A 25071-nucleotide genomic window follows, 5' to 3' on the forward strand; every position below is an offset into this window, starting at 1 on the left:
ACCCGCCGCGCCTCAGGCCTTGCCGCGCGTAGCCCACCAGCAGGCGAACGATCCCGCCGTCACCATCGCCACGCCCTGGAAGAATCCGGCGCCGGGGCGCACGCCCAGCCAGGCGCTGGCCAGCAGCGCCGAGAAGACCGGCGCGAAATAGGAGGCGGTCGCCAGCAGCGTGATGCTGCCGCGCTGCACCCCGTGGTTCCAGCATGAATAGGCGGTGGCGGTTAGCGCGCTCAACACCAGCACCTGCAACGCGCCGGACAGGCTGACATGCAATGCCGGCTCCGCGCTCAGCGCATACTTGATCCACAACAGCAGCGCGGTCACCACCAGGAACGCCGGAACCGCATTCTTGCCGCCGCCCACGCGTCGCGTCAGCACCGAATACGCGGCCCACAGGATGGCCGCGCCGAAGGCCAGCGCATACGCCGGCGGATTGCCGCGCATGTTGGCCCACAGCAGCGCCGGCGACCAGTCGCCGTCGCCCTTCATCACCCAGACGATGCCGGCAAAGCACAGCGCAATGGCCGGCGGCAGCAGCCACGAGCCGCGCTGCTGGCGCATCAGCGTGGCGAGAAGCACGGTGAGGCTGGGCCAGAGATAGTTGATCATGCCCAGCTCCAGCGCCTGGGCGCGGCCGTGCGCCATGCCGACCGACAAGGACAGCGCGATCTCGTAGGCGACGAACAGCGATCCGCTGCCCAGCAAGTAGGCGCGCGGCAGCTCACGCACCTTCGGCCAGCCGACCGCCAGCGTGGCCAGCATCGCGCTGGCGGAAAAGATCAGCGCGGCGCCGCCGGTGGCGCCGAAGATTTCGGAAATGCTGCGGATCAGGCCGAGCGAGGCGCTCCACATCAGCACCGCGGACATGCCGATCAATGTGGAGGCGTTATGACTGAGCTTGCGCGTGCCGCTTGACTGACGTTCCAATCCATTCACCTTGCAGGAGGCCGGCCCGGCATCGACGCGCCGGGCCAAAGCCGCCCATTGTAAATGGAGCGCGCGCCTCAGGCCGCCAGCGACTCCCGCCGGTCCTTGGCCGCAGCCACCGGCGAGCCGCATTCGGCCACGCCGTTCTTGGCGGCCAGGATCTCGGCCATCACGCTGACGGCGATCTCGGGCGGCGTCTTGCTGCCGATGTAGATGCCCACCGGGCCATGCAACCGCGCCAGCGATTCGCGGCTCTCGCCGAAATGCGCCGCCAGGCGGTCGCGCCGGTTGGCGCTGTTGCGGCGCGAACCGATCGCGCCGATGTAGAAGGCCGGGCTGTGCAGCGCCTCCAGCAGCGCCAGGTCGTCCAGCTTGGGGTCATGGGTGAGCGCGACGATGCAGCTGCGGCGATCGGGACGGAAGGCCACCACCGCGTCGTCGGGCATCTCGGTGGTGCTCTTCACGCCGGGCACGGCCCAGGCGTCGAGGTATTCGCGGCGCGGGTCGCACAGCGTGACGTCGAAGCCGCTGAACAGCGCCATCGTCGCCAGGTATTGCGACAGCGCGCCGGCGCCGATCAGCAGCATGCGATAAGCGGGACCCAGCGTGACGGTCAGCCGCGCGCCATCGAACGCCACCTCGGCCGGCGCCTCGGCCTTCTCCAGCGCCACCGCGCCGTCGGCGACGCACAGGCTGCGCCGCACCAGCGCGCCGCCGTCCAGCATGTGCATCAGCCGCTCCAGCTGCGCGGCGTCCGGGTCGAACTCCAGCAGCAGTTCCAGCGTGCCGCCGCAGGGCAGGCCGAAGCGATGCGCCTCGTCGGCCGATACGCCGTAGCGCACCAGCCCGGGCGCGCCACCGTTCATGCCGGGACCGCCGTCGATGCGACTGTAGCGGGCGGCCAGGTCGTCCTCGATGCAGCCGCCCGAGACCGAGCCGGCGATGCGACCGTCCTCGCGCAGCGCCATCATCGAACCCGGCGGGCGCGGCGACGATCCCCAGGTGCGTACCACGGTGGCCAGCAGCGCATGCCGCCCGGCGGCGCGCCAGTCGCGCAATTCGCGCAGCACGCTGATGTCGATGCTTTCCATGTCATCCCCCTCGTCAGATCATGTCCGGCATGCGCGGCAGCAGCTTGTCCAGCGTCACCGGATAGTCGCGCACGCGCACGCCGGTGGCGTTGTAGACCGCGTTGGAAATCGCCGCGGCGACGCCGCAGATGCCCAGCTCGCCCACGCCCTTGGCCTTCATCGGCGAGGACACCGGATCGGTTTCCTCGAGAAAGATCACCTCCTGGTGCGGGATGTCGGCATGCACCGGCACCTCATAACCGGCCAGGTCGTGGTTGACGAAGAAGCCGCGCCGCTTGTCCACCACCAGCTCCTCCATCAACGCCGCGCCCGCGCCCATGGTCATGGCGCCGATCACCTGGCTGCGCGCCGACTTGGGATTGAGGATGCGGCCCGCCGCGCATACCGCCAGCATGCGGCGGATGCGGATCTCGGCCGTGGCGGCGTCCACCGCCACCTCGACGAAGTGGGCGCCGAAGGTCGACTGCTGATAGCGCTTGGCGAGGTCGCCGTATTCCATCGTGTCCTCGGCCACCAGCTCGCCCTGCATCGCGGCCTGCCCCAGCGGCGCCGACTTGCCGCCGGCGCGCACCATGCCGTCGGCGAACTCCGCGACGCCGGCATCCATGCCCAGGCGCTGCGCCACCGCCTCGCGCAGCTTGACCGCCGCCGCGTACACGCCGGCGGTGGAGCTGTTGGCGCCGAACTGGCCGCCCGAGCCGGAAGACACCGGGAAGTTGGAGTCGCCCAGCTTCACCACGACCCGATCCAGCGGCAGCCCCATCATCTCGGCCGCGGTCTGGGCGATGATGGTGTAGCTGCCGGTACCGATGTCGGTCATGTCGGTCTCCACCGTCACCACGCCGGCCGGCGACAGGCGCAGCCGCGCGCCGGAGCGGATCACCAGGTTGTTGCGGAAGGCCGCCGCCATGCCCAGCCCGACCAGCCAGCGGCCGTCGCGCACCGACGCCGGCTGCGCGTTGCGCCGGCTCCAGCCGAAGCGCTCGGCGCCGGTGCGCATGCATTCGATCAGGCGGCGCTGCGAGAACGGCCGGTCCGGGTTCTCGGGATCGACCCTGGTGTCGTTCGTGATGCGGAACATGACGGGATCGATCTTCAGCTTCTCGGCCATCTCGTCCATCGCCATCTCCAGCGCCATCAGTCCCGACGCCTCGCCGGGCGCGCGCATGGCGTTGCCCTCGGGCAGGTCGAGCACGGCCAGCCGGGTGCCGGTCAGGCGGTTGGCGCCGGCGTACAGCAGGCGGCTTTGCTGGATCGCGTTCTCCGGCTTGCCGCCGGCCATGTCGCCCGACCAGCTCTCATGCGCCATCGCGGTGATCTTGCCGTCGCGCGTGGCGCCGATGCGGATGCGCTGGATGGTGGCCGGCCGGTGGGTGGTGTTGTTGAAGATCATCGGCCGCGCCAGCGCCACCTTCACCGGCCGCTGCACCGCGCGCGCGGCCAGCGCGGCCAGCACCGCCTCCGAGCGCAGGAACAGCTTGCCGCCGAAGCCGCCGCCGATGTAGGGCGAGACCAGCCTGACGTTTTCCTTGGGCAGGCCCAGGGTCTTGGCCAGGTCGCCGCGGCCCCAGTCGATCATCTGGTTGGAGGTCCACACGGTCAGCCGGTCGCCGTCCCAGGAGGCGATGGAGGCATGCGGCTCCATCATCGCGTGGGCCTGGTCGGGCGTGCTGTAGGTGGCGTCCAGCCTGACCGGCGCGGCCTCGAAGGCGCCCTCGAAATCGCCCACGCGCTTGTCGTTCTGCACGCCGCCCATGCCGCCGCCCTTGACCTTGCCTTCGTCTTTCGCCTGCTTCAGGTCGAACGCGCCGGCGCCGGCCTCGTACTTCACCTGCACCAGCGCGGCGGCGGCGCGCGCCTGCTCAAAGCTCTCGGCCACCACCACCGCGATGGCCTGGTGATAGTGCTCGACCTCGGGGCCGCCCAGCAGCATGGCGACGTTGCGGTTGCCTTTGCCCAGCTTGCCGGCGTCGGCGGCGGTGACTACCGCCAGCACGCCGGGCGCGCGCCTGGCCGGCGCCGTATCCATGGCGGCGATGCGCCCCTTGGCGATGGCCGACATCACCGGGTAGCCGTAGACGGCGTTGGGTGCGGCCTCGTTCTGCTCGTAGGCATAGGGCGCGGAACCGGTGGTCTTCAGGTGGCCCTCGACGCGGTCGACCGCGCGGCCGACGATCTTCATCTGGTCGATCGGGTTGTTGCCGGCAGGAGTATCGAATCGCATGGCATCAGCCTTTCTTCGCTTCGGCCAGCACCGCGGCGAGCGTGCGCTTGGCGAGGGTGATCTTGAACGCGTTCTCGTCGGTCGGCGCGGCGCCGGCCAGCAGGCGCTCGGCCACGGCGGCGGCGCCCTGCGGCATCGCCGCCTCGGCCGCCTCCACCCGCCAGGGCTTGTGCGCCACGCCGCCCAGGGCGACGCGCCCGCGGCCGTCCGGCTGCACCACCGCCGCCACCGACACCAGCGCGAACGCATAGGAAGACCGGTCGCGCACCTTGCGATAGATGTGAACGCCGCCCAGCGGCCTGGGCAGCGTCACCGCCGTGATCAGCTCGCCCGGCGCCAGCGCGTTCTCGATGTGGGGCGTGTTGCCCGGCAGGTGATGGAAGTCCGCGATGGGAATGACGCGCGTCGCGCCGTCCGGGCGCACCGTCTCCACGCTGGCGTCGAGCAGGCGCATGGCCACGGCCATGTCGCTCGGATGGGTGGCGATGCAGGACTTGCTGGTCCCGATCACCGCATGCTGACGCGAGAAGCCGCCGGCGGCCGCGCAGCCGCTGCCGGGCTTGCGCTTGTTGCAGGGCTGGTTGGTGTCGTAGAAGTAGGGACAGCGGGTGCGCTGCAGGAGATTGCCGGCGGTGGTGGCCCGGTTGCGCAGCTGCGTCGAGGCGCCGGCCAGCAGCGCGCGCGAGAGCACGCCATAGCCGCGCCGCACGCGCATATCGGCCGCCAGGTCGGTGTTGCGCACTAAGGCGCCGATGCGCAGGCCGCCGTCGGCGGTGTCTTCCACCTTGTCCAGCGCCAGGCCGTTGACGTCGATCAGGTGCGCCGGGGTCTCGATCTCCAGCTTCATCAGGTCCAGCAGGTTGGTGCCGCCGGCGATGAACTTGGCGCCGGGCGTGCGCGCCGCCACGGCCGCAGCTTCAGCGGGAGAGGCGGCTTTCTGGTAGCTGAAGGCCCTCATGCCGGCCTCCCCGCGACGTCGTTGATCGCATCGAGAATGTTGGAGTAGGCGCCGCAGCGGCAGATGTTGCCGCTCATGCGTTCGCGGATCTCGGCGTCGCTCAGTTGCGGCGCGGCGGCGAGATCGGGGCTGACCAGGCTGGGAATGCCGTCCCGGATCTCCTTGAGCACCGACACCGCCGAGCAGATCTGGCCCGGCGTGCAATAGCCGCACTGGTAACCGTCATGCCTGATGAAGGCGGCCTGCATCGGATGCAACCGGTCCTTGTTGCCCAGGCCTTCGATGGTGGTGATCTCGCTGCCTTCCTGCATCACCGCCAGCGTCAGGCAGGAATTGATGCGCCGGCCGTCGGCGATCACCGTACAGGCGCCGCACTGGCCGTGGTCGCAGCCCTTCTTGGTGCCGGTCAGGTGCAGGTGTTCGCGCAGCGCGTCGAGCAGGGTGGTGCGGGTGTCGAGGTCCAGCCGGTGCCGGCTGCCGTTGATGTGCAAGGTCACCGGGACGGTGATCGGCGCCGGCGTCTGCGGCGTGGGCGACGGCGCGTTGCCGTCGGCTGCCTGCTGCGCGCCGGCCACGGCGGGCACCGCTGCCGCGGTGGCGGACCAGGCGCCGGCGATGAGCAGGTCGCGCCGGGTGATCCTCACTTCATTGAGCTCTTCCATGTGTTCGCATCCTCTGGCTGGTGATTGACTGGCTGAGCGGCTGCTGATGTCATGCGATGCTGCTGGAACGGGGTGATGCCGGATGGCCGCCTGCTGCGCAGGAGGCCTTGCTGCCGCCACGGGTGCTGCCGGAGCTTCTGGGACATGCGCGCCGGGCTCTGCGTTCCCGCCATCAAGGCAGGCTATGGGGACGGGGCCGCCGATTGTTTGCAATCAGCCAACTGCCGGCCCGCGGCCACGGCGCTGTCCAATCATAGTTAAAATGTGCGGCCCGCGCTTGCAGGCATCAAAACCCGCGACAGCCCATGGATCCCCTCTCGGCCTTCTTCGAACGCATACAGCTCAAGGGCAGCCTGTTCTACGCCGGCCGCGTCGACGGCGTGCTGGACATCGACAAGCCCGAAGGCACCGCCTTCCTGCACATCCTGGAACAGGGCGGCATCGACCTGGTGCGCGCCGGCCATCCGTCCATTCCGGTGGATCGGCCCGCCCTGCTGCTGTGCCCGGGCAGCTGCCGCTACCGCCTGCGCAACAGCGCCGCCGGCGGCGCGCCCATCATCTGCGCCACCTACCAGCTGGGTCCGGCGATCGGCCGCACGCTGCCCTTCGGCGTGACCGACACCATCGTGTTCCCGTTCGAGGAGGTGGCCGAGGTGCTGCCGGTGATCCGCCTGCTGCTGGAGGAGTTCCGCGGCGACGCCGCCGGGCGCAGCAAGGGCATCAACGCGCTGTTCGAATACATCCTGATCCTGCTGGTGCGGCAGGCCATCGCGCGCCAGGCGATCTCGGCCGGCGTGCTGTGCGCCATCGCCGACGCCCACATCGGCCGCGCGCTCAAGGCCATCCACGAGCGCCCTGAAGAACCCTGGAGCGTGGAGCAGCTGGCGGCGCTGGCCGGCATGTCGCGTTCACGTTTCGCGGCGCGCTTCTCCGCGCTGCTGGGCGTGGCGCCGATCGCCTACCTCGCCTCCTGGCGGCTGCGGCGCGCGCAGGAGTTGATGCGCGACGGCGTGGCGCTGAAGGTGGTCGCCTCCAGCGCCGGCTTCAGCTCGCAGCCCACCTTCACGCGCGCCTTCAGCAACGAGATGGGCGTTTCCCCCGGGGAATGGCTGCGCCTGCAGCGTCCCGGACGATAAGGAGCGCAGGCAAACAAAACGGGACGCCGGGCCAAAAGCGACCGGCGCTTTCTCCCTAGGATGTGCAGCGCTGGCCCGCCGATCCCCGGCGGGCGGCCGCCAACCCAGGAGCCTGCCATGAGCGCACACAAGCACGACCATCCCCACTATCACGAACCCACCCAGCCGGCCATGCCCAGGACCGGCATGGTGCTCGATTTGTCGCGCGCGGCGCTGGTGGTGATCGACCCGCAGATCGATTTCCTCACGCCGCAGGGCGTGGCCTGGCCGCTGGTGGGCGAATGCGTCACCGAGAACGGCGTGGTCGGCAAGCTGGAGCTGCTGTTCAAGGCGGCCAAAGACGCCGGCATCGTGGTGGCGATCTCGCCGCACTACTACTATCCCTGCGACCACGAGTGGGAGTTCGGCGGCGGCCTGGAAAAACTGATGCACCAGATCGGCATGTTCGACCGCGCCAGCCCCTTGTCGCTGGAAGACTTCGAGCACTCCGGCGCCGACTTCCTGCCGCAATACAAACCCTACATCCTGGACGGCAAGACCATCATCGCCTCGCCGCACAAGGTATACGGCCCCGAGACCAACGACCTGGCGCTGCAGCTGCGCAAGCGCGGCGTCTCGCAGGTGATCCTGGCCGGCATGGCGGCCAACCTGTGCGTGGAGTCGCACCTGCGCGAGCTGGTGGAGCAGGGTTTTGAAGTGGCGGTGGTGCGCGACGCCACGGCCGCGCCGCGCGCGCCGGAAGGCGACGGCTACCTGGCGGCGCTGATCAACTTCCGCTTCATCGCCGGCGGCGTGTGGACCGCCTCCGAGGTGATCGGCATGCTGAAGAAGTAAGCCGCATCAGGCCTGCGGCGCCATTGCGTCAGGGGCGCCACGCTGCGGCGCTGCAGCCTGCAACGCCGCCAGCAGGAAGCCGCCGGCGATGGCGATGTTCTTGAAGAAGTGGTTGAACTGGTTGCCGAACTGGGCGTCCGGCGCGACCCAGAACTGGTGAGCGATGAGGCCGGTGGCGACCGTGTAGAGCGCCAGCGCGACGCCGACCTCGCGCAGGCGCCAGCCGGCGATGAACAGCAGCGGCAGCACGATCTCGATGGCGATCACCAGCGGCGCCACCAGTCCCGGCAGCGGCAGGCCCAGCCCGCCGAAGTAGCCCACCGTGCCGCCGTAGGCGAGGATCTTGCGGATGCCGGCGAGGATGAACAGCGCCGCCGGCAGCGCGCGGACCAGCATGCCGAGCGCGTCGTTGTGGTTGCCTGTATTGTTCGTCAATTGCATGTCCAACTCCTGTCTGAAGATAATGGGAACCCGATGCGGCGCAATATTAGTGGCCGCGACGGGCGCCCTCCAAGCATGGATTGGAAATTGAAAATTTCCGCCCGCGAAACAATGCGGCGGCCGCGGCACGGTCCAAGCCGGCGCCCGCAACCCTCATTCATTTGCATCGAAAGCCGATATGGATCGTCTCAACGCCATGGAAATCTTCGTCTGCGTGGCCGACGCGAAAAGCTTCGCCAAGGCCGCCGCGATCCTGGACATCTCGCCCGCCTCGGTGACCAAGGCGGTGCAGTCGCTGGAAGACCATCTCGGCCTGCGCCTGCTGCAGCGGACCACGCGCCGGCTTAGCCTCACGCCCGAAGGCGAGGCGATCTGCGAAGACTGCCGGCGCATCATCAGCGACGTCGCCGATCTCGCCGCCGGCGACGGCAGCCGCGTGCTGCGCGGCCGCCTGCGGGTGGACATGCCGGCCTCGCTGGCCAAGACCGTGATCATCCCGGTGGTGAGCGGCTTCATCGCCAGCCACCCCGACATGGAGCTGGTGCTGGGCGTGGGCGACAAGTCGGTGGACCTGGTCGAGGACGGCGTGGACTGCGCGATCCGGGTCGGCCTCAACTCGGACTCCAGCCTGGTGGCCCAGACCATCGGCGCGATGCAGCGCGTGTCCTGCGCGGCGCCCACCTACATCGCGCGTCGCGGCAAGCCGGAGTCGGTCGAAGACCTGGCCGGGCATAGCGTGATCCGTTACTTCCCCAAGGGCGGCTGGCGCGACGTCAGCGAGGAGTTCATCATCGAAGGCAAGTCCATCGAGGTGAAGATGCGCAGCGCCATCGCCGTCAACGACGTCGACACCTACCTCGCCTGCGGCCTGCAGGGCCTGGGCATCATCCGCATCGGCCGCTACCTCGCGCAGGAGCACCTGGACAGCGGCGCGCTGGTGGAGATCGTGCCGCAATGGACCACGCCGCCCACGCCGATCTCGGCCATCTACCCGGCGCGCCGCCACCTCTCGCCCAAGGTGCGGGCCTTCATCTCCTGGGCCGGCGAAGTGTTCGCAGCGCACCCCTCGCTGCATCCCGTGCGCTGACCGCGAGCGCAAAAAAAGGGCCGCATCGCGCGGCCCTTTTTTTGATCTGCGCCTGCCCTCAGGTCAGCAGGATCAGCAGGAGGATGATGGGAATCGGCACTCCCAGCAGCCAGAGCAGTATTGCACCCATGATGGTCTCCTTCCTATGCGTTGAGGTTGGGTTCGGCGATGTTCTCGCGGCGACGCAGCGGGCCGTCGCCGAACAGTTCGACGCGGTCGCGCATGCGCCCGCCGAAGGTGGCGAACAGGCTGGCCACGAAGGCGCCGCACAGCAGCGCCAGGAACATCCACATCGAACCGTAGGCGGCCGCCTTGCGGGTGGCGTCGGCAGCTTGCTTGGCCTTGGCGCCGGCGTCGTCCAGCGCGCGCTGGTAGGAGGCGAAGACATCGGCCACGCGCTTCTCGGCGTCGGCCTGGCTCATGCCGGTACGACGCGCCACCACCTGGCCGACATAGCTCTTGTCGGCGGCCGACAGGCTGCCGTTACGCAGCGAGTATGCGAAGACACGGGTGACTTCCATGCGTTGCGCCGGCGCTATCTCGGCCTCCGGCGGCGCCGCGTTGGCCGGTCCCGGCACTGCCGCCGGAGCGGCCAGCGGCGCGACTTCGGCGCCCGGCGCTGCCGGCGGGGCGGGCGGCGTCGCCGGCGCTCCCGCATTGGTACGGAACAGGGTATCGATGAAATAGCCCGACAGGCGGTCGGCCAGGTTGGCCGCTTCGCCCGGGTTCTGCGCCGCGCCCGCGCCGGCTGCGGCGGCGGTCATGCCCAGCGCCGAACCGGCCGCGCCCAGGGTGCGCGCGCCGCCGGTGATGACGGTGCCGACCGCCGTGCCCAGCAGCGCGGCGGTGGCCAGCGAAGCCACCGACCATGCCAGGAAACCGTGCGCGGTATCGCGGAAATACACTTCGCGGGTATGCACCCCGGCCCACTTCACGCGCAGCCGTCCGGCCAAAAAGCCGCCGATGGCGGCCGCCGCGATCTGGGTAAACACCAGCCAGCCGGCGGTGGCGAAGCCGATGGTCTTGGCCGACAAGCCTTCGCCCGACCACGGCGAGATGGAGGAGAAGCCCAGGCCGAAGCCCAGCATGACCAGGATGAAGGAGAGCGCCGCGGCGGCAAATGCGCCCGCCAGGATCGCTCCCCATGAAACGCCGGAGGCGGCGGAGGCTTCCGCCGCCGCGTCGCCGGCATGGAGTGGATGAGTTGCCATTGTGTCCTCGCTTTCTTGATGAGCTGGTCTTTGTGCCGCGATGTCACGACAAGGCGGCGGCGTGCATTGAGACAGCCTGACTTTAGCGAGGAGGGCACGGCGGGGGCATAGGACGACAACGCGAGATGCCGTAGGAGAGATGGAATACGGCGGTGCAGCGAGAAGCCGTGCTGTCTCGCCGGATTTTGCTTCACCGCGCCTGAAGCGCCGGCGAGCACGGACCGGCAGCCCGCTGCGGAAATCCCGCGCGGGCTGCCCTGGCGGCGCAGCCGGCTTTACATGCGGTCGGCCTCGATGATGGCCTGGGCGAACTCGCGCGGCGCCTCCTGCGGCAGGTTGTGACCGATGCCACCGCTCAGCGTGTGGTGCGCATAAGGCCCCGAGAAGCGCTTGCGGTAAGCGGCCGGATCCAGGTGCGGTGCGCCGTTGGCGTCGCCCTCCAGCGTCACGGTCGGCACGGTGATGACCGGGAAGCTGCCCAGGCGCTGCTCCAGCGCGTCGTACTGCGTCTGCCCCGGCGCCAGGCCCAGGCGCCAGCGATAGTTGTGGACGACGATGGCGACGTGGTCGGGATTGTCGAACGAGGCGGCGCTGCGGGCATAGGTGGCTTCATCGAAGTTCCACCTGGGCGAAGCGGTCTTCCAGATCAGGCGGTTGAAGTCCTTGCGGTACTTGTCGTAACCGGCCACGCCGCGGTCGGTGGCGAGGTAGAACTGGTACCACCAGTCCAGCTCGGCCTGCGGCGGCAGCGGCTGGCGGCCGGCGTCGACGTTGGTCATCAGGTAACCGCTGACCGACACCAGCGCCTTGACGCGCTCCGGCCATTGCGCGGCGATGATGCAGGCGGTGCGCGCGCCCCAGTCGAAGGCGCCGAACACGGCGCGCCTGATCTTCAGCGCATCCATCAGCGCGATGATGTCCAGCGCCACCACCGCCTGCTGGCCGTTGCGCACGGTCGAGTCCGACAGGAAACGGGTGCTGCCGTAACCGCGCAGGTAAGGCACGATCACGCGATAGCCAGCGGCGGCCAGCGCCGGCGCGACGTCGACGAAGCTGTAGATGTCATACGGCCAGCCGTGCAGCAGGATCACCGCCGGACCGTCGGCCGGACCGTCCTCGGCGTAACCGACGTTCAACAGCCCGGCATTGACCTGCTTGATCTCGCGGAAGGAAGTATGGCCGCCGGCAGCCACGCCGTCGGGAAGAGCGCCGGCCTGCGCATGCGCGCTGCCGGACAGGCCGAACTGCGCCGCAACCGCGGTGGCTGCCGCCACGCCGAACAGTCGGCGGCGTTGAAGATTGATTTCGCTGGACATCGTTGTTCTCCGTTGATGTGGAAGGGGCAGGACGAAGAATGAGCCCGCGATGTATCGGGCTTGTGTATGGGAAGGTGCCCGATTGCAAGTCTTTGTAGCCTGTACGGCGGCGGATACATTGGGATACGAAAGGGGCTGCCGGAATGGCGGTTCTTTGGGGAAGGCGCGACAGGTTGTCCGGAATGGAGGGGTGATGCGGGATGCAACGGGCGTCGCCGCGAGGATGGGATGACGCCCGGACGCTGCGCGCTGCTCCGGCGTCATCGTAGCGCGACGAACGACGCTGGATCCCGGTCTTCGCCGGGATGACGGAGATGGGGGGAAGACCGGGGGCGGAAGGTGGGAAGAAGAAAAGAGAGAGAAACAGACAAACGGACAACAGAAACTGAAAGCTGCGCCCCACTCCCCCGAAGCCGAAGGCGAGCAGCAAGCCCCGCGATGCCGCAGGCGAGCCGGACACGCTGTCCCCTTGTGGGCCAGCCGCCGGAGCGCGGTAAAAAATGGATCAGAAAGGGAGCCGGAGCGCAGCGACTCTCCCTTTCCCATTTTTTACCGCGCTCCGGCGGGAACCCCGAAGGGGCTGGCACTTAGGGGCCGCCTTTCTTTGCTTACTTTCTTTGGCGGAGCAAAGAAAGTGAGCGGCTGCCGGGCCGCCCCCGGCGCTCCGCTTCGACCGGAGAACGATAAGCATAGAGCCGGTACACCGGCACGAAGCAAGACCAGACTACCCCCAAACAGCAGGCACCAACAAACGTACCGTCAAACAGAAAAATCAGACAACCATCACCCCAACGACCCAACAACCAACTCAGCCTCCAGCCCCCCTCCCTCACGATTGCTCAACACCAGCCCCCCATCCAGCGCCAGCGCCAGCTGCTGAGCAATCGCCAGCCCCAGCCCGGTCCCGCCGGTGCCCCGATTGCGCGAAGACTCCAGCCGGAAGAACGGCTGGAACACCGCCTGCAGCTGCTCCTGCGGAATCCCCGGCCCGCGATCCCGCACAAAGACCGCCACCCGTCCGCCTTCCAGCAAGCGGGCCTCGACCTCGGCCGCCCCGCCGAACTTCAGCGCGTTGTCGATCAGGTTGGTCAGGATGCGCCGCAACGCCTGGGAGCGCGTCACCAGCGCCAGCGCCGACACCGGCGCAGACAGCGCTACCGCACGGCCCGTATCCTGATAGTCGAACACCATGCTCTCCAGGAAGGACACCAGGTCGATGCGCACCGGCGCCTCGGTGCTGCCATGGGCGCTGCGCGCATAGGCGATCCCCTCCTGCACCAGCCGCTCGATCTCGGCCAGGTCGCTCATCAGCTTGTCGCGCCCGACGCTCTCCTCGGCCATCTCCGCCCGCAGGCGCATGCGCGTGATCGGCGTCTGCAGGTCATGCGAGACCGCCGCCAGGATCTGCACCCGCTCCTGCAGGTAGTCGGAGATGCGCTCGCGCATGGCATTGAAGGCGGTCGCCGCGTGCGCCACCTCCACCGGCCCGTCCTCCTTCAGCGGCGGCGCGCTCTTGCTCAGGTCCAGGCGGTCGGCGGCGTCGGCCAGGTCGGCCAGCGGGCGCAGGGCCAGGCGCACCGCGAACCAGCTGCACAGCACCAGCACCAGCAATTGCGCCGCCAGCACGTACGGCAGCCATTGCGTGAGCGGCTTCATGGCCGGCTTGATGTCCACCGCCAGCGCGCTGCCGTCGGACAGTTGCAGGTGCGCCTGCAGATGCTCGCGCGGACCGGGAATGCTTTCCATCCGGAACGGATAGCGCGTGCCCAGCGCATCGCGGATCTTGCCGGCGATCTCCTGCGCGCGCGGCGACAGCTCCGGCACGCCGGCCAGCCCGTCGCCGATCACGTAGCCATAGGTCGCGCGCTGCAGCGGCCCGATCCACCCCGCGCGCTCGGAGGCCGGCAGGCGGTCGAGGATGGCGACCGAGGTGGCGACGTCGTTTTCCAGCGTGTCGAGCATGACCGCGCGCGCGGCCATGTAGCGCTCCATGAACAGCACGCCGAAGGACAGGATGTGCGCCAGCGCCAGCCCGGCCAGCAGGATCAGGAACAGCCGCGAGCCGAGGGTGCGCGGCATGCCCAGCCGGCGACGCGGCGGCGCGGCCGGCTCCATGGGGGCTTTCGTGGCCGCCGCGCTCACAGGCGCGCCTCTTCGATCTCCACCGTCATCGAGAACACATAGCCCTCGTTGCGGATGGTCTTGATGTAGCGCGGCTCGCGCGCGTCGTCGTCCAGGCGCTGGCGCACGCGGCTTACCAGCAGGTCGATCGAGCGGTCGAAGATCTCGGCCTCGCGGCCCTGGGTCAGCGACAGCAGCTGGTCGCGGTTCAGCACCCGCTGCGGATGGTCGACGAAGACGCGCAGCAGGCGGTATTCGGCGCCGGAGAGCGTCACCACCATGCCGTCCGGCGCCAGCAGGTGGCGCTCGCTGGTGTCCAGCCGCCAGGTGCCGAACCTGAGCATCTTGCCGGCCTCGCTGACCTGCAGGTTGGGCGGCAGCATGCGCGTGCGGCGCAGCACCGACTTGATGCGCGCCAGCAGCTCGCGCGCGGCGAAGGGCTTGGCGAGGTAGTCGTCGGCGCCCATCTCCAGTCCGATGACGCGGTCGGTCTCCTCGGAGCGCGCGGTGAGCATGATCACCGGCGTGGCCTTGTGCTTGCCGGCGCGCAGCTCGCGGCACAGCACCAGGCCGTCGTCGCCGGGCATCATGATGTCCAGCACCACCAGGTCCACCGAGTTGGCGGCCATGAAGGCGCGCATCTGGCGGCCGTCGGCGGCCACGTCCACGCGCAGCCCGTTCTTCTTCAAATAGTCCGCCACCAGTTCGCGGATTTCCCGGTCGTCGTCGACGATCAGGACGTGATCGATATGTTCCACCTGCCAGCCTCTCTTCGGATTTTTCCAATCCTGTCTTTTACGTTTTAGCCAGCCGCCGCGCAAGAAGCGGCGGCGGGAGATTTGTACCCCAATGTATCCGGCCCGCGCGCCGACACAAACCACGACAAAACGCGCGCAAATTGCCGAAATGACATCGTTGCGCAAGGGACTTGCCCCGCGCCGCCGCCATTGTCGCCGGATTTGTACGCCAATGTACAAACCCCGCCGCCGGACAACTTCGCATACACAAACCCGGTACTCCCTACACATGGCGGATACACCGGGACGGTCTCATGCAGGGGTCGCAAAACACTACGCCAACCCCACGCAAGGAGCCCATGATGATCCTCTACCTCGCAGCCTTCCTCGGCGGGGCGCTCACGCTGCTGAGCCCCTGCATCCTGCCGGTCCTGCCTTTCCTGTTCGCCCGCGCCGACCAGCCTTTCCTGAAAGCCCGCCTGCCGATGCTGGCCGGCATGGCGCTGGTGTTCGCCGCGGTGGCCACGCTGGCCGCCGTCGGCGCGAGCTGGGCGGTGCACGTCAATGAAATCGGCCGCATCGGCGCCATGCTGGTGCTGGCGCTGTTCGGCCTGGCGCTGCTGTCGCCGACGCTGGCGAGCCTGCTGGCGCGCCCCGGCGTGGCGCTGGGCAACGTGCTGGCCGACTATTCGGCGCAGCGCGGCGCGACCGTGGGCGGCTCGCTGCTGCTGGGCGCGGCCACCGGCCTGCTGTGGACGCCCTGCGCCGGCCCCATCCTCGGCCTGGTGCTGTCGGGCGCCGCCTGGCAAGGCCCCAGCGTGCAGACCGCCGGCCTGCTGCTGGCCTATGCCGCCGGCGCCGCCAGCGCGCTGGGCCTGGGCCTGGCCGCGGGTGGCCGCCTGATCGCCGCCGCCCGGCGCCGCCTGCATATCGGCCAATGGCTGCGCCGCGCGCTGGGCGTGGCGGTGCTGGCCGGCGTAGCCAGCGTCGCGGTGGGCGCCGACCTGGCGCCCTTCGGCGCCGGCGGCGCCACCGAGAAGCTGGAAAACATCTTGCTCGACATCCTCGCCCCGGAGCGCACCCTGATGGCCGGCGCGGGCGCCGCCGCCGGCGCGCTGCCCGCCGCGCGCCCCTACCGCAGCCTGCTGCCGGTGGAAGGCAAGCTGCCGCCGCTGGACGGCGCCGTCGAATGGCTGAACTCGCCGCCGCTGTCGGCCGGGCAGCTGCGCGGCAAGGTGGTGCTGGTCGATTTCTGGACCTACTCCTGCATCAACTGCATCCGCACCCTGCCCTACATCCGCGCCTGGGCCGAGAAGTACAAGGACCAGGGCCTGGTGGTGATCGGCGTGCACACCCCCGAGTTCGCCTTCGAGAAGAAGGTCGACAACGTGAAGAAGGCGCTGGGTGAATTCAAGATCAGTTTCCCGGTGGCGGTGGACAGCAACTTCCGCATCTGGCGCGCCTTCAACAACAGCTACTGGCCGGCGATCTACCTGGCCGATGCGCACGGCGACATCCGCTACCACCAGTTCGGCGAAGGCCGCTACGAGATGTCGGAAAAGGCGATCCAGGAGCTGCTGAAAGAAGCCGGCGCCGGCAAGGCCGAGCAGGCCGCCGCAGTAACGCCCGAGGCGCCCGGCATCCAGGCCGCGCCCGACCTGGCGCAGCTGGGTTCGGACGAGACCTATCTCGGCTATCGCCAGGCCACCGGCTGGAACTCGCGTGAACGCGTCCGCCCCGACACCGCCGCCGACTACACGCCGGCGCCGCTGGAACTGAACCAGTGGAGCCTGGGCGGCAGCTGGCGCGTGGGCGCCGAGTCCATCGCCCTGCAGCGCGCCGGCGGCAGCATCGCCTACCGCTTCTCGGCGCGCGACCTGCACCTGGTGCTGGGCCCGGACGAAGACGGCAAGCCGGTGCGCTTCCAGGTGACGGTGGACGGCAAGGCGCCGGGCGAACTGCACGGCGCCGATACCGACGCCGCCGGCAACGGCACGGTGACGCGCACCCGCCTGTTCCAGCTGGTGCGCCAGCGCGGCGACGTGAGGGAACGGAGCTTCGAGGTGCGCTTCCTCGATCCGGGCGTGATGGCCTATGCCTTCACCTTCGGCTGAACCAGGCGACCGCCGGCCCTTGTTGCCCACCCTTGTTGATGAAAGGAGAACCCCATGAAATCCATGATCGGCTGGCTCACCGCCGCCGCGATATCGGCCAGCCCCTGCGCCTGGGATACCAGCCAGCGCGAACTTGCCGAACGCATGAACCCGACGGCCCTGCTCTCGCAGGCAACGCCGTCGCCCGCAGCAAGCAGCACCCCGACCACTGACCACCACTGAAAGGAAACACCATGAAGCTGTACGTCAACGACATCTCCTCCGCCACCTCGCGCGTGCGCATCGCCCTGGCCATCAAGGGCATCAGCGTCGAGACGCTGCCGGTGACCATCCTGGGCGAGAACCCGGAGAACCGCGGCGCCGACTACCTGCGCGTGAACCCGCAAGGCCTGGTGCCGGCGCTGGTCACCGACAAGGGCACGCTGGTGACGCAGTCGATCGCCATCATCGAATACCTGGACGAGCTGCAGCCCAACCCGCCGCTGCTGCCTGCCGGGCTGGAACACCGCGCGCTGTCGCGCGCGGTGGCGTTGACCATCGCCGCCGAGATCCACGCGCTGGTGCCGCCGCGCATCGCGCGCCGCCTGTCGTCCATCCCGGGCATGGACGCCGCCGGCATTGCCGACTGGAACCGCCACTGGACGGTGGAGGGATTGACGGCCGTCGACAGCCTGCTGGCGTCGCACGGCGCCGGCCCCTTCGTCGGCGGCGAGCAACCGTCGATCGGCGACATCCTGCTGTTCCCGCAGATGGTCAACGCCGAGCGCGCCGGCATGAACCTGGCGCAATGGCCGGCGGCCGCGGCCATCTACGAACGCCTCAAGGCCGTCCCCGCCTTCGCCGACAACGCGCCGGCGCCGCGCAAGTAAGCCTTCTCCCTGCCTGACAGCGGCGGCCCTCGCGGCCGCCGCTTTGCCTCGTCCTCATCGGCCATCCGCCACCCCGCCGCTTTTGCCTTGTAAAATCCCCGGGTCGCCGTTCCCCGCTTACCCCAAAGAAACGCACATGCCTATCACCACCTTCCTGTTCGACCTCGACGGCACGCTGATGGATACCGACGCGCTGCACCACGCCGCCTTCAACACCATCCTCGCGCGCTGGGACCGCCATATCGGCGTCGACGACTACAAGACCCACATCATGGGTCACGCCAACGCCGCGATCTTCGGCTACCTGTTCCCCGGCATGCCGGCTTCCGAATACCTGCCGCTGGCCGACGAGAAGGAAAGCCTGTTCCGCGCGCAGCTGGAAAAAGAAGTCGCGCCGACGCCCGGCATCGCGGCGCTGCTGGATCATATCGACCGCATCGGCGGCCGCAGGGCGGTGGTCACCAACGCGCCGCGCGCCAATGCCGAGCTGATGCTCAAGGCCAGCGGGCTGGCCGCGCGCTTCGACACGCTGGTGATCGGCGACGAGCTGGCGCGCGGCAAACCCGACCCGCTGCCCTACCTGACCGCCCTGCAGCTGCTGGGCGCGCGGGCGGAAGAAGCGGTCGCCTTCGAGGATTCCTCCTCGGGCGTGAAGGCCGCCAGCGCGGCCGGCCTCTACACCTTCGGCATGCTGACCGGGCTGGACGAGGCCAGGCTGAAGGCGGCCGGCGCGCAGGCGGCGATCCGCGACTTCAACGATCGCGCGCTGTGGGACAAGGTGCAAGACCAGGGTGCAGACAAGGGTGGCGCGGCCTGATCGCCATGGCGGACTCCGGCGACATCCGTTTCCTGCTGGCGATCCGCGATGGCGGCAGCCTGCTGGTGGCCGCGCGCAAGCTGGGCGTGACGCCTTCGGCGGTGACGCAAAGACTGCAGCAGCTTGAGAAGAAACTCTCGGTGCGGCTGATCGACCGTACCGCGCGCCGCCTGCGGCTCACGCCCGAGGGCGAGCTGCTGTGCCAGCGCGGCGGCGATCTGGTGCAGCAGTTCGACGCCCTGTTCGACGAACTGCGCCACCACAGCGCGGAGCTGGTCGGCACGCTCAAGGTCAATGCCCCGCTGGGCTTCGGCCGGCGCCACCTGGCTTCGGTGGTGGCCGACTTCCAGCAGGCCAATCCCGATATCGACATCGCGCTCACCTTGTCCGACCAGCCGCTGGCCGAGACCATCGACCGCTTCGACGTGGTGGTGCACATCGGCGAGCTGCAGATCTCCAACCTGGTGGGACACGCGGTGGCGCCCAATGCGCGCTTCGTGTGCGCCTCGCCGGCCTTCGTCAAGCGGCACGGCATGCCGGCCTCGCCGGACGACCTGGCCAGGCTGCCCTGCATCGTGCTGCGCGAGAACAATGAAGACGTGTCGCTGTGGCACTTCAGCCGCGGCCAGACCAGCCGCAGCGTGCGCGTGTCGTCCAAGCTCAGCTGCAACGACGGCGACGTGATCCGCCAGTGGGCGCGCGCCGGGCGCGGCGTGATCCTGCGTTCGGAGTGGGACGTGGCCGAGGACCTCGCCGCCGGCAAGCTGGTGCGCCTGCTGCCGGCATGGAAGACGCCCGACGCCAACGTGGTGGCGCTGACGCACAACCGCGCCGGCTTGCCGGCCCGCATCCGGCATTTCACGCAGTACCTGCAGGAGCGCTTCAGGCCGTCGCCGCCGTGGCGGAAATGAAGCCGCCGGCGGCCCACATCATTCATTTCATGTGAATCATAGAGTTAGCTGCACTAAATTCACGCCGCATCCGCCGCTCCTATAATCAGCGCATCCCAATCACATGGCAGATGCGATGACTTCCTCCCCTTCCTACCCGCGGGCCGTGCTGTTCGACCTGCTCACGGCGCTGCTCGACTCGTGGACGCTGTGGAACCGCGCCGCGGGCTCCGAGCAGGCCGGTCGCAGCTGGCGCGCCCAATACCTGAAGCTCACCTACGGCTGCGGCGCCTACCTTCCCTATGAAGACCTGGTGCGGCAGGCCGCCGCCGACACCGGCCTGCCGGCATCGGCCCCGGCCGCGCTGGAGGACGGCTGGGAGCAACTGCAGCCCTGGAGCGGCGCGGTGCAAGCGCTGCAGGCGCTGGCGCCCCACTGCAAGCTGGCGGTGGTGACCAACTGCTCGGTGCGACTGGGCCGGATGGCGGCCGCGCGCCTGCCGGTCGACTGGGACCTGGTGCTGACCTCGGAAGAGGCCGGCTTCTACAAACCCGATCCGGCGCCCTATCGCCTGGCCTTGCAGCAGCTGGGCGTCGACGCCGCCGAAGCGGCCTTCGTCGCCGGCTCCAGCTACGACATGTTCGGCACGGCCGCCGTGGGCCTTCGCACCTACTGGCACAACCGCATCGGCCTGCCGCTGGTGGCCGGCGCGCAGGCGCCCGACATCGAATCCCCGGGCCTGGACGCGCTGCCGGCCTGGCTGGCCCGCTTCGGCCATCCCGTCAACTCCCACCCTGCCCGCTGACATCATGACCATCACACTGCAACAACTGGACACGCCGGCCGCCGTCATCGATACGGCCCGCATGGAACGCAATATCGCCCGCATGCAACAGCGCATGAACGCGCTGGGCGTGCGCTTTCGCCCGCACGTCAAGACCGCCAAATGCATCGAGGTGGCGCGCGCCCAGCTGGCGGCGGGCGCCACCGGCATCACGGTATCGACGCTGAAGGAGGCCGAGCAGTTCTTCCAGGCCGGCATCGGCGACATCCTCTACGCCGTCACCATCGATCCGGCCAAGCTGCCGCGCGCGCTGGCGCTGATCCGCAAGGGCTGCGCGCTGACGCTGGTGGTCGACAACCCGGCCGCGGCGACCGCGCTGGCGGATTTCGGCCGCGCACACGACTGCGTCTTCGCGGTACTGATCGAAGTCGACACCGACGGCCACCGCTCAGGCATCGGCCCGGAGGAGGAAGTCTTGCTGGAGGTGGCCGGCATCCTGCAGCGCGGCGGCGCCAGGGTCGCCGGCGTCATGACCCACGCCGGCTCCAGCTATGAACTCAACACACAGGAGGCCCTGGCCGCGCTGGCCGAGCAGGAGCGCGCCGGCTGCGTGCGCGCGGCGCAGCGCATCCGCGCCGCCGGCATCGCCTGCGACATCGTCAGCGTGGGATCGACGCCCACCGCGCTGGCAGCCGCCGCCCTGGAAGGCGTGACGGAGGTACGGGCCGGGGTGTATGTCTTCTTCGACCTGGTGATGCACAACGTGGGCGTATGCGCCCCCGAGGACATCGCGCTGAGCGTGCTGGCCACGGTGATCGGCCACCAGCCGGAAAAGGGCTGGGCCATCCTCGATGCCGGCTGGATGGCGATGAGCCGCGACCACGGCACCGCCAGGCAGTCGCACGACTTCGGCTACGGCCTGCCCTGCACCATCGACGGCCGGCCGCTGACCGGCTACGTCCTCAGCGGCGCCAACCAGGAACACGGTATCCTGTCGGCGGTGCATCCGGAGGCGGTCAACCAGGGCGAGCATATCGTCACCCGCTTCCCGATCGGCACGCGGCTGCGCATCCTGCCCAACCATGCCTGCGCGACCGGCGCCCAATATCCTCAATACCAAGCGCTGTCGCCCGATGGCGCGCTGACCCAATGGGAGCGTTTCCATGGCTGGTGATCTGCAAGAACAAGAGAAGGACGTCGGCCTCACGCCTCCCGGCGGCCATTACAGCCACTTCACCGAGGCCGGCGGCCTGGTGTTCGTCTCCGGGCAGCTGCCCATCGCGCCGGGCGGCAGGAAGCTGGCCGACGCGTCGTTCGACGAACAGGCGCTGCAGGTGATGGACAACGTCGAGCGGACCCTGCGCGCGGCCGGCTGCGGCCTGGACTCGCTGGTCCAGGTGCGCATCTACCTGGACGACATCGACAACTGGCCGCGCTTGAACACGCTGTACGCGAACTGGCTGGGCGAACACAAGCCGGCGCGGGCGATCGTGCCGACGCCGCCGCTGCACTACGGCTTCAAGATCGAGATCGAGGCGGTCGCCCGGGCCTCGTCCTGAACCGGCGCCGGCCGCCGGGATTCGGCTTGGATTCAGCCCGGATTGAACGGGGATTGCGTCGCGGATCCAGCCAGGATTCAGCCCCGGCGCGCCGCCTCGATCGTCGCGATGTCGATCTTGCGCATGCCCATCATGGCGTCGAAGGCGCGCTTGGCGGCGGCGCGGTCGGGATCGGTGAAGGCCGCGGTCAGCGCGCGCGGCGTGATCTGCCACGACAGTCCCCACTTGTCCTTGCACCAGCCGCAGGCGCTCTCCTGGCCGCCGTTGCCGACGATGGCGTTCCACAGGCGGTCGGTCTCTTCCTGGTCGTCGGTGGCGACCTGGAAGGAAAAGGCCTCGCTGTGCCTGAAGGCCGGGCCGCCGTTCAGTCCCAGGCAGGGAATGCCCAGCACCGTGAATTCCACCGTCAGCACGTCGCCCTGCCGGCCGTCGGGATAGTCGCCGGGCGCATGGTGCACGGCCTTGACGCCGCTGTCGGGAAACAGCTCGCCGTAGAAGGTGGCGGCGTCCAGCGCGTCGCCGTTGTACCAGAGGCAAATGGTGTTCTTGCTGATCATGCCGGTTCTCCTCGATGTGCGCGCAGCAGAGCTGCCCGCGATCTCTTATGATGGTGCCCGCACTACCCGGACACCGCATGTCCGCTCAGGATAACCAATCGCAGCCCTCCTCAAAAGCTCAGCAGAAAGGATTCACCATGCCCCGCTTCTCCCGTTGGTTCGCCGCCCGTTCGCTGGCGGCGTTCGCATTGCTGGCCGGCATCGCCGCCACGGCCTCGGCCCAGGCCGTGATGGACGAATGGACCGCGGTCAAGCCGCCCGCGCCGCCGGCGCTGTCCAGGATCACGGTCGACCCGGCCACCACCGCCCTGCTGGTGCTGGACATCGCCAAGCAGACCTGTCCCGAAAGCCGCGCACGCTGCATGGCCATGCTGCCGCGCGTGGCCAAGATCATGGAGTTCGCGCGCGCCAGGAAGGTGACCGTGATCTACACCCTGGGCGCGGCCAGCAGCACCGCCGACATCTGGCCGGAAGCGGCGATGCAGGGCGGCGAGCCGGTCTTCAAGTCGGGCCCGGACAAGTTCATCAACACCGAGCTTGAGAAGACCCTGCGCGAGAAGGGCATCAAGACCGTGATCTGCATCGGCTCGTCGGCCCACGGCGCGGTGCTGCATACCGCCGCCAGCGCCGCCTTCCGCGGCTTCGACGTGGTGGTGCCGGTGGACCTGATGGCTTCCGACACGGCCTATCCGGAGCAGTACACGGCCTGGCACCTGGTGAATGCGCCGCGCCTGGCCGAGCGCGTCAAGCTGACCCGCCTGGACTGGCTGAACTGAGCACCGCACAAGATGAAAAAAGCCGCACCCGAAGGTGCGGCCTTTTTTCGTCCTGCGCCAACGTCGGCGCATGGACAGGGGCTCAGGGCTTGCAACCTTGCGCATCGGCGCGGCAGAAGGTGCCCAGCTTTTCCTCGTCCAGATACTCGATATTGAGCGTGCCGCGGTTGAAGCTGGCCTTGGAGATCGAGCCCGCGGCCTGGCTCTCGCCCGGCGGCGCCAGGGTGAACAGGTCGCCGTCCCAGTGCGACAGCGGCAGGCGCACCCGCCCCGGCCCCAGCGTCAGCACCAGGCGGTCGCCCTCGGCGGTGACGCTGGCCGCGCCGTAGAAGATGTTTTCATACGTGCCGACGTACTCGGACAACGGCCGCGCCGGCGCCGGGCTCGCCGGCGGCTGCTTGCCCACCAGGCTGCCCTGCGGCGCCAGCAGGCCGGCCAGCGCGCGGGAGTACAAGCCGCGCCAGTCCTGCGTCACGCGGCCGAACTGCACCAGGTCGGCGAATTCGGCGTTGAGCATCTCCGGCACGCCCACCGGCTGCGCATTGGTCAGCGCCACGATGCCCACGTTGGCCGACGGGATCAGCGTGAAGGCGGTGCCGGCGCCCAGGTTGAAGGCGCCCGAATGGTTCAGCACCACGCGCCCCGAGGCCGACTCGATGACGTTCACCCCGTAACCGTAGAAGCTGGTGCGCGCCGAGGGCGACGACGGCGGGCCCGAGACCACCTGCGGCGACATTGCCGCGCGCAGCGCTTCCGGGTCGACCAGCTGCTTGCCGTCCACGCAACCCTGCGCCAGCACCATGTTCATCCAGCGCGCCATGTCGTTGACGCTGGAGTTGACGCCGCCGGCCGGCGACTGGGCGTCGGGATGCGGCTGCGTGGGCGAGACGCGGAAGCCGCCCGGCACCTTGAGGTGGCCGTCGGCGCGATTGGTCTGCTTGAGGAAATCTTCCAGGCGCGAGCTGGTGGAATTCATCCCCAGCGGCCGGTAGATTTCGTCGGCCGACAACGCGGCCCATTCGCGGCCGCTGGCCACGGCCACGGCCTGTGCCCCGGCGGTCAGGCCGAAGTTGGTGTAGGCGTAACTGTTGCGGAACCGCGCCAGCGGCATGTAGCGCAGCTTGTAGAGCATCTGCTCGCGGTTGTAGCCGAGGTCTTCCAGCAGGTCGCCGGCATGGTCGGGCAGGCCGGAGCGGTGCGCGTACATGTCGCCCACGGTGACGTGCGAGCCGACGTAAGGATCGGCCAGCTGGAAATCGGGCAGCCAGCGCTGCAGCGGCGTATCCCAGGTGATCACGCCTTTTCCAACCTGGCGCGCGATCACGGTGGCGCCGATCGGCTTGGACACCGACGCCAGGTGGAACACGGTATCGGCGTCGACCTGGCCGGGCTTGCCCAGGCTGCGCACGCCATAGCCCTTGGCGAACACGATCTTGCCGTCGGCCACCACCGCCACCGCCATGCCGGGGATGCCGTACGCGGCCATCAGCGACTGCGCGATGCCGTCCACCCGGCCCACCGCCGCGGCGACCTGGCCTGCCGGGATCGGCACGGCCGAGACTTCATTGGGCATGGGCGTGTGCGCCGCGGGCGCGGGGCAGCTCTGCGCGACGGCGGCGCCCGAGAACAGCAGGGCCGTCGACAACGTGGCGACGGCCGCGCCCAGCCTGTGGGGCGGGCGGCAAGAAAGACGGGTATCCATTGCTGTGTGTTCTCCTTGTGATGTGGCAAGTGATGTCAATGCATCAACGATGATCCGGATGCGAAAAAAGCAATCGCCGCGGCCATCCGGCCGCGGCTCCCCTTGGGTTTCTGCGCCTGGCGCGCAGCGTTGGTGCAGGTTACGACTTCGGCGCCAGCCAGGAGTCTTCGGCCTCGATGCCGTCCGGGTCGAAGGTCCAGGTGATCTTCTCGTACGTGAACGCGATGTCTTCCATGTGACCCATCTGCTGGTTCGACG

Annotated in this window: 24 protein-coding genes and 1 pseudogene; 12 read left to right on the top strand and 13 right to left on the bottom strand. The window is 69.0% G+C overall.

What is annotated here, in order from left to right:
• Window positions 1-12 precede the first annotated feature (12 nt).
• The 5 genes from yddG to paoA form a co-directional block, all read right to left on the bottom strand.
• On the bottom strand, window positions 13-927 hold the full coding sequence (yddG, locus tag CEJ42_RS16545; protein WP_237772414.1) for an aromatic amino acid DMT transporter YddG: 915 nt from the start codon (window positions 925-927) through the stop codon (window positions 13-15).
• 77 nt (window positions 928-1004) lie between these two features.
• Window positions 1005-2018, bottom strand: a complete 1014-nt coding sequence (locus CEJ42_RS16550; protein ID WP_088751847.1) for an XdhC family protein — start codon at window positions 2016-2018, stop codon at window positions 1005-1007.
• Between the two features lie 13 nt (window positions 2019-2031).
• The gene (paoC, locus tag CEJ42_RS16555) at window positions 2032-4242 is read right to left on the bottom strand and encodes an aldehyde oxidoreductase molybdenum-binding subunit PaoC (protein ID WP_088751848.1); all 2211 of its coding nucleotides are present in this window, start codon (window positions 4240-4242) and stop codon (window positions 2032-2034) included.
• 4 nt (window positions 4243-4246) lie between these two features.
• Entirely contained in the window at window positions 4247-5200 is a 954-nt protein-coding gene (locus CEJ42_RS16560; RefSeq protein WP_079217825.1) for an FAD binding domain-containing protein, read from the bottom strand.
• Window positions 5197-5862 carry an aldehyde dehydrogenase iron-sulfur subunit PaoA gene (gene paoA / locus CEJ42_RS16565; protein ID WP_088751849.1) on the bottom strand — a complete coding sequence of 222 codons (666 nt, stop codon included), beginning with the start codon at window positions 5860-5862 and terminating at the stop codon, window positions 5197-5199. The genes CEJ42_RS16560 and paoA overlap by 4 nt, the downstream gene beginning before the upstream one ends.
• 305 nt (window positions 5863-6167) lie before the next feature.
• Here paoA and CEJ42_RS16570 point away from each other — a divergent pair, with 305 nt between their 5' ends.
• Entirely contained in the window at window positions 6168-6998 is an 831-nt protein-coding gene (locus CEJ42_RS16570) for a helix-turn-helix transcriptional regulator (RefSeq protein WP_088751850.1), read from the top strand.
• 117 nt (window positions 6999-7115) lie between these two features.
• The gene (locus CEJ42_RS16575; RefSeq protein ID WP_088751851.1) at window positions 7116-7832 is read left to right on the top strand and encodes a cysteine hydrolase family protein; all 717 of its coding nucleotides are present in this window, start codon (window positions 7116-7118) and stop codon (window positions 7830-7832) included.
• Between the two features lie 6 nt (window positions 7833-7838).
• On the opposite strand, the gene CEJ42_RS16580 is transcribed toward CEJ42_RS16575, so the two are convergent.
• Window positions 7839-8273 carry a DoxX family protein gene (locus CEJ42_RS16580; RefSeq protein ID WP_243397882.1) on the bottom strand — a complete coding sequence of 145 codons (435 nt, stop codon included), beginning with the start codon at window positions 8271-8273 and terminating at the stop codon, window positions 7839-7841.
• A gap of 178 nt (window positions 8274-8451) precedes the next feature.
• Here CEJ42_RS16580 and CEJ42_RS16585 point away from each other — a divergent pair, with 178 nt between their 5' ends.
• Window positions 8452-9360, top strand: a complete 909-nt coding sequence (locus CEJ42_RS16585) for a LysR family transcriptional regulator (protein WP_088751852.1) — start codon at window positions 8452-8454, stop codon at window positions 9358-9360.
• A gap of 143 nt (window positions 9361-9503) precedes the next feature.
• Here the strand turns inward: CEJ42_RS16585 and CEJ42_RS16590 are convergent, their stop codons facing one another.
• From CEJ42_RS16590 to CEJ42_RS16605, 4 genes are all read right to left on the bottom strand, one after another.
• The gene (locus tag CEJ42_RS16590) at window positions 9504-10571 is read right to left on the bottom strand and encodes a hypothetical protein (RefSeq protein WP_088751853.1); all 1068 of its coding nucleotides are present in this window, start codon (window positions 10569-10571) and stop codon (window positions 9504-9506) included.
• A gap of 275 nt (window positions 10572-10846) precedes the next feature.
• A complete protein-coding gene (locus tag CEJ42_RS16595) occupies window positions 10847-11887 on the bottom strand; it encodes an alpha/beta fold hydrolase (RefSeq protein WP_088751854.1) in 1041 nt (346 codons plus the stop codon).
• Window positions 11888-12670: 783 nt separating this feature from the next.
• Window positions 12671-14002 (bottom strand): ATP-binding protein, encoded by a 1332-nt coding sequence (locus CEJ42_RS16600; RefSeq protein WP_088751855.1) that lies wholly within the window; start codon window positions 14000-14002, stop codon window positions 12671-12673.
• Window positions 14003-14025: 23 nt separating this feature from the next.
• On the bottom strand, window positions 14026-14766 hold the full coding sequence (locus CEJ42_RS16605) for a response regulator (protein ID WP_079217807.1): 741 nt from the start codon (window positions 14764-14766) through the stop codon (window positions 14026-14028).
• 341 nt (window positions 14767-15107) lie between these two features.
• On the opposite strand from CEJ42_RS16605, the gene CEJ42_RS16610 reads away from it, so the two are divergent.
• The 8 genes from CEJ42_RS16610 to CEJ42_RS16640 all read left to right on the top strand — a co-directional run bounded on the left by CEJ42_RS16610 (window position 15108) and on the right by CEJ42_RS16640 (window position 21778).
• Window positions 15108-16859, top strand: a complete 1752-nt coding sequence (locus tag CEJ42_RS16610) for a cytochrome c biogenesis protein DipZ (protein ID WP_165774455.1) — start codon at window positions 15108-15110, stop codon at window positions 16857-16859.
• A gap of 54 nt (window positions 16860-16913) precedes the next feature.
• A complete protein-coding gene (locus CEJ42_RS25070) occupies window positions 16914-17081 on the top strand; it encodes a hypothetical protein (RefSeq protein WP_158522612.1) in 168 nt (55 codons plus the stop codon).
• Between the two features lie 11 nt (window positions 17082-17092).
• Complete coding sequence (gene maiA / locus CEJ42_RS16615) at window positions 17093-17728, top strand: maleylacetoacetate isomerase (RefSeq protein WP_088751857.1); 636 nt, start codon at window positions 17093-17095, stop codon at window positions 17726-17728.
• Between the two features lie 136 nt (window positions 17729-17864).
• Window positions 17865-18545, top strand: a complete 681-nt coding sequence (locus CEJ42_RS16620) for an HAD family hydrolase (protein ID WP_088751858.1) — start codon at window positions 17865-17867, stop codon at window positions 18543-18545.
• A gap of 5 nt (window positions 18546-18550) precedes the next feature.
• On the top strand, window positions 18551-19456 hold the full coding sequence (locus CEJ42_RS16625) for a LysR family transcriptional regulator (protein ID WP_079217804.1): 906 nt from the start codon (window positions 18551-18553) through the stop codon (window positions 19454-19456).
• 115 nt (window positions 19457-19571) lie between these two features.
• A complete protein-coding gene (locus tag CEJ42_RS16630) occupies window positions 19572-20240 on the top strand; it encodes an HAD family hydrolase (RefSeq protein ID WP_088751859.1) in 669 nt (222 codons plus the stop codon).
• A 4-nt stretch (window positions 20241-20244) separates the two neighbouring features.
• Entirely contained in the window at window positions 20245-21393 is a 1149-nt protein-coding gene (locus tag CEJ42_RS16635) for a DSD1 family PLP-dependent enzyme (protein WP_165774453.1), read from the top strand.
• On the top strand, window positions 21383-21778 hold the full coding sequence (locus CEJ42_RS16640) for a RidA family protein (protein WP_088751860.1): 396 nt from the start codon (window positions 21383-21385) through the stop codon (window positions 21776-21778). The genes CEJ42_RS16635 and CEJ42_RS16640 overlap by 11 nt, the downstream gene beginning before the upstream one ends.
• 77 nt (window positions 21779-21855) lie before the next feature.
• On the opposite strand, the gene CEJ42_RS16645 is transcribed toward CEJ42_RS16640, so the two are convergent.
• Window positions 21856-22335, bottom strand: coding sequence for a VOC family protein (locus CEJ42_RS16645; RefSeq protein ID WP_079217800.1), 480 nt, complete (start codon window positions 22333-22335; stop codon window positions 21856-21858).
• A 137-nt stretch (window positions 22336-22472) separates the two neighbouring features.
• Between CEJ42_RS16645 and CEJ42_RS16650 the strand changes: the two genes are divergently transcribed.
• Complete coding sequence (locus CEJ42_RS16650; RefSeq protein ID WP_079217799.1) at window positions 22473-23111, top strand: cysteine hydrolase family protein; 639 nt, start codon at window positions 22473-22475, stop codon at window positions 23109-23111.
• A gap of 82 nt (window positions 23112-23193) precedes the next feature.
• On the opposite strand, the gene CEJ42_RS16655 is transcribed toward CEJ42_RS16650, so the two are convergent.
• Window positions 23194-24813 (bottom strand): serine hydrolase, encoded by a 1620-nt coding sequence (locus tag CEJ42_RS16655; RefSeq protein WP_088751861.1) that lies wholly within the window; start codon window positions 24811-24813, stop codon window positions 23194-23196.
• Between the two features lie 139 nt (window positions 24814-24952).
• Window positions 24953-25071 (bottom strand): annotated as a pseudogene (locus CEJ42_RS25300) (type VI secretion system tube protein Hcp); the annotation flags it as partial.

The sequence above is a fragment of the Herbaspirillum robiniae genome (genome assembly GCF_002213415.1).
Classification (GTDB): domain Bacteria; phylum Pseudomonadota; class Gammaproteobacteria; order Burkholderiales; family Burkholderiaceae_D; genus Herbaspirillum; species Herbaspirillum robiniae.

Coding starts and splice junctions, on each gene's coding strand:
- CEJ42_RS16630 (WP_088751859.1), top strand. CDS start 19,572: ATGACTTCCTCCCCTTCCTACCCGCGGGCCGTGCTGTTCGACCTGCTC.
- CEJ42_RS16600 (WP_088751855.1), bottom strand. CDS start 14,002: ATGGAGCCGGCCGCGCCGCCGCGTCGCCGGCTGGGCATGCCGCGCACC.
- CEJ42_RS16640 (WP_088751860.1), top strand. CDS start 21,383: ATGGCTGGTGATCTGCAAGAACAAGAGAAGGACGTCGGCCTCACGCCT.
- maiA (WP_088751857.1), top strand. CDS start 17,093: ATGAAGCTGTACGTCAACGACATCTCCTCCGCCACCTCGCGCGTGCGC.
- paoC (WP_088751848.1), bottom strand. CDS start 4,242: ATGCGATTCGATACTCCTGCCGGCAACAACCCGATCGACCAGATGAAG.
- CEJ42_RS16635 (WP_165774453.1), top strand. CDS start 20,245: ATGACCATCACACTGCAACAACTGGACACGCCGGCCGCCGTCATCGAT.
- CEJ42_RS16645 (WP_079217800.1), bottom strand. CDS start 22,335: ATGATCAGCAAGAACACCATTTGCCTCTGGTACAACGGCGACGCGCTG.
- CEJ42_RS25070 (WP_158522612.1), top strand. CDS start 16,914: ATGAAATCCATGATCGGCTGGCTCACCGCCGCCGCGATATCGGCCAGC.
- CEJ42_RS16570 (WP_088751850.1), top strand. CDS start 6,168: ATGGATCCCCTCTCGGCCTTCTTCGAACGCATACAGCTCAAGGGCAGC.
- CEJ42_RS16620 (WP_088751858.1), top strand. CDS start 17,865: ATGCCTATCACCACCTTCCTGTTCGACCTCGACGGCACGCTGATGGAT.
- CEJ42_RS16655 (WP_088751861.1), bottom strand. CDS start 24,813: ATGGATACCCGTCTTTCTTGCCGCCCGCCCCACAGGCTGGGCGCGGCC.
- CEJ42_RS16550 (WP_088751847.1), bottom strand. CDS start 2,018: ATGGAAAGCATCGACATCAGCGTGCTGCGCGAATTGCGCGACTGGCGC.
- CEJ42_RS16650 (WP_079217799.1), top strand. CDS start 22,473: ATGCCCCGCTTCTCCCGTTGGTTCGCCGCCCGTTCGCTGGCGGCGTTC.
- CEJ42_RS16625 (WP_079217804.1), top strand. CDS start 18,551: ATGGCGGACTCCGGCGACATCCGTTTCCTGCTGGCGATCCGCGATGGC.
- CEJ42_RS16560 (WP_079217825.1), bottom strand. CDS start 5,200: ATGAGGGCCTTCAGCTACCAGAAAGCCGCCTCTCCCGCTGAAGCTGCG.
- CEJ42_RS16590 (WP_088751853.1), bottom strand. CDS start 10,571: ATGGCAACTCATCCACTCCATGCCGGCGACGCGGCGGCGGAAGCCTCC.
- CEJ42_RS16575 (WP_088751851.1), top strand. CDS start 7,116: ATGAGCGCACACAAGCACGACCATCCCCACTATCACGAACCCACCCAG.
- CEJ42_RS16610 (WP_165774455.1), top strand. CDS start 15,108: ATGATCCTCTACCTCGCAGCCTTCCTCGGCGGGGCGCTCACGCTGCTG.
- CEJ42_RS16585 (WP_088751852.1), top strand. CDS start 8,452: ATGGATCGTCTCAACGCCATGGAAATCTTCGTCTGCGTGGCCGACGCG.
- CEJ42_RS16595 (WP_088751854.1), bottom strand. CDS start 11,887: ATGTCCAGCGAAATCAATCTTCAACGCCGCCGACTGTTCGGCGTGGCG.
- paoA (WP_088751849.1), bottom strand. CDS start 5,862: ATGGAAGAGCTCAATGAAGTGAGGATCACCCGGCGCGACCTGCTCATC.
- CEJ42_RS16580 (WP_243397882.1), bottom strand. CDS start 8,273: ATGCAATTGACGAACAATACAGGCAACCACAACGACGCGCTCGGCATG.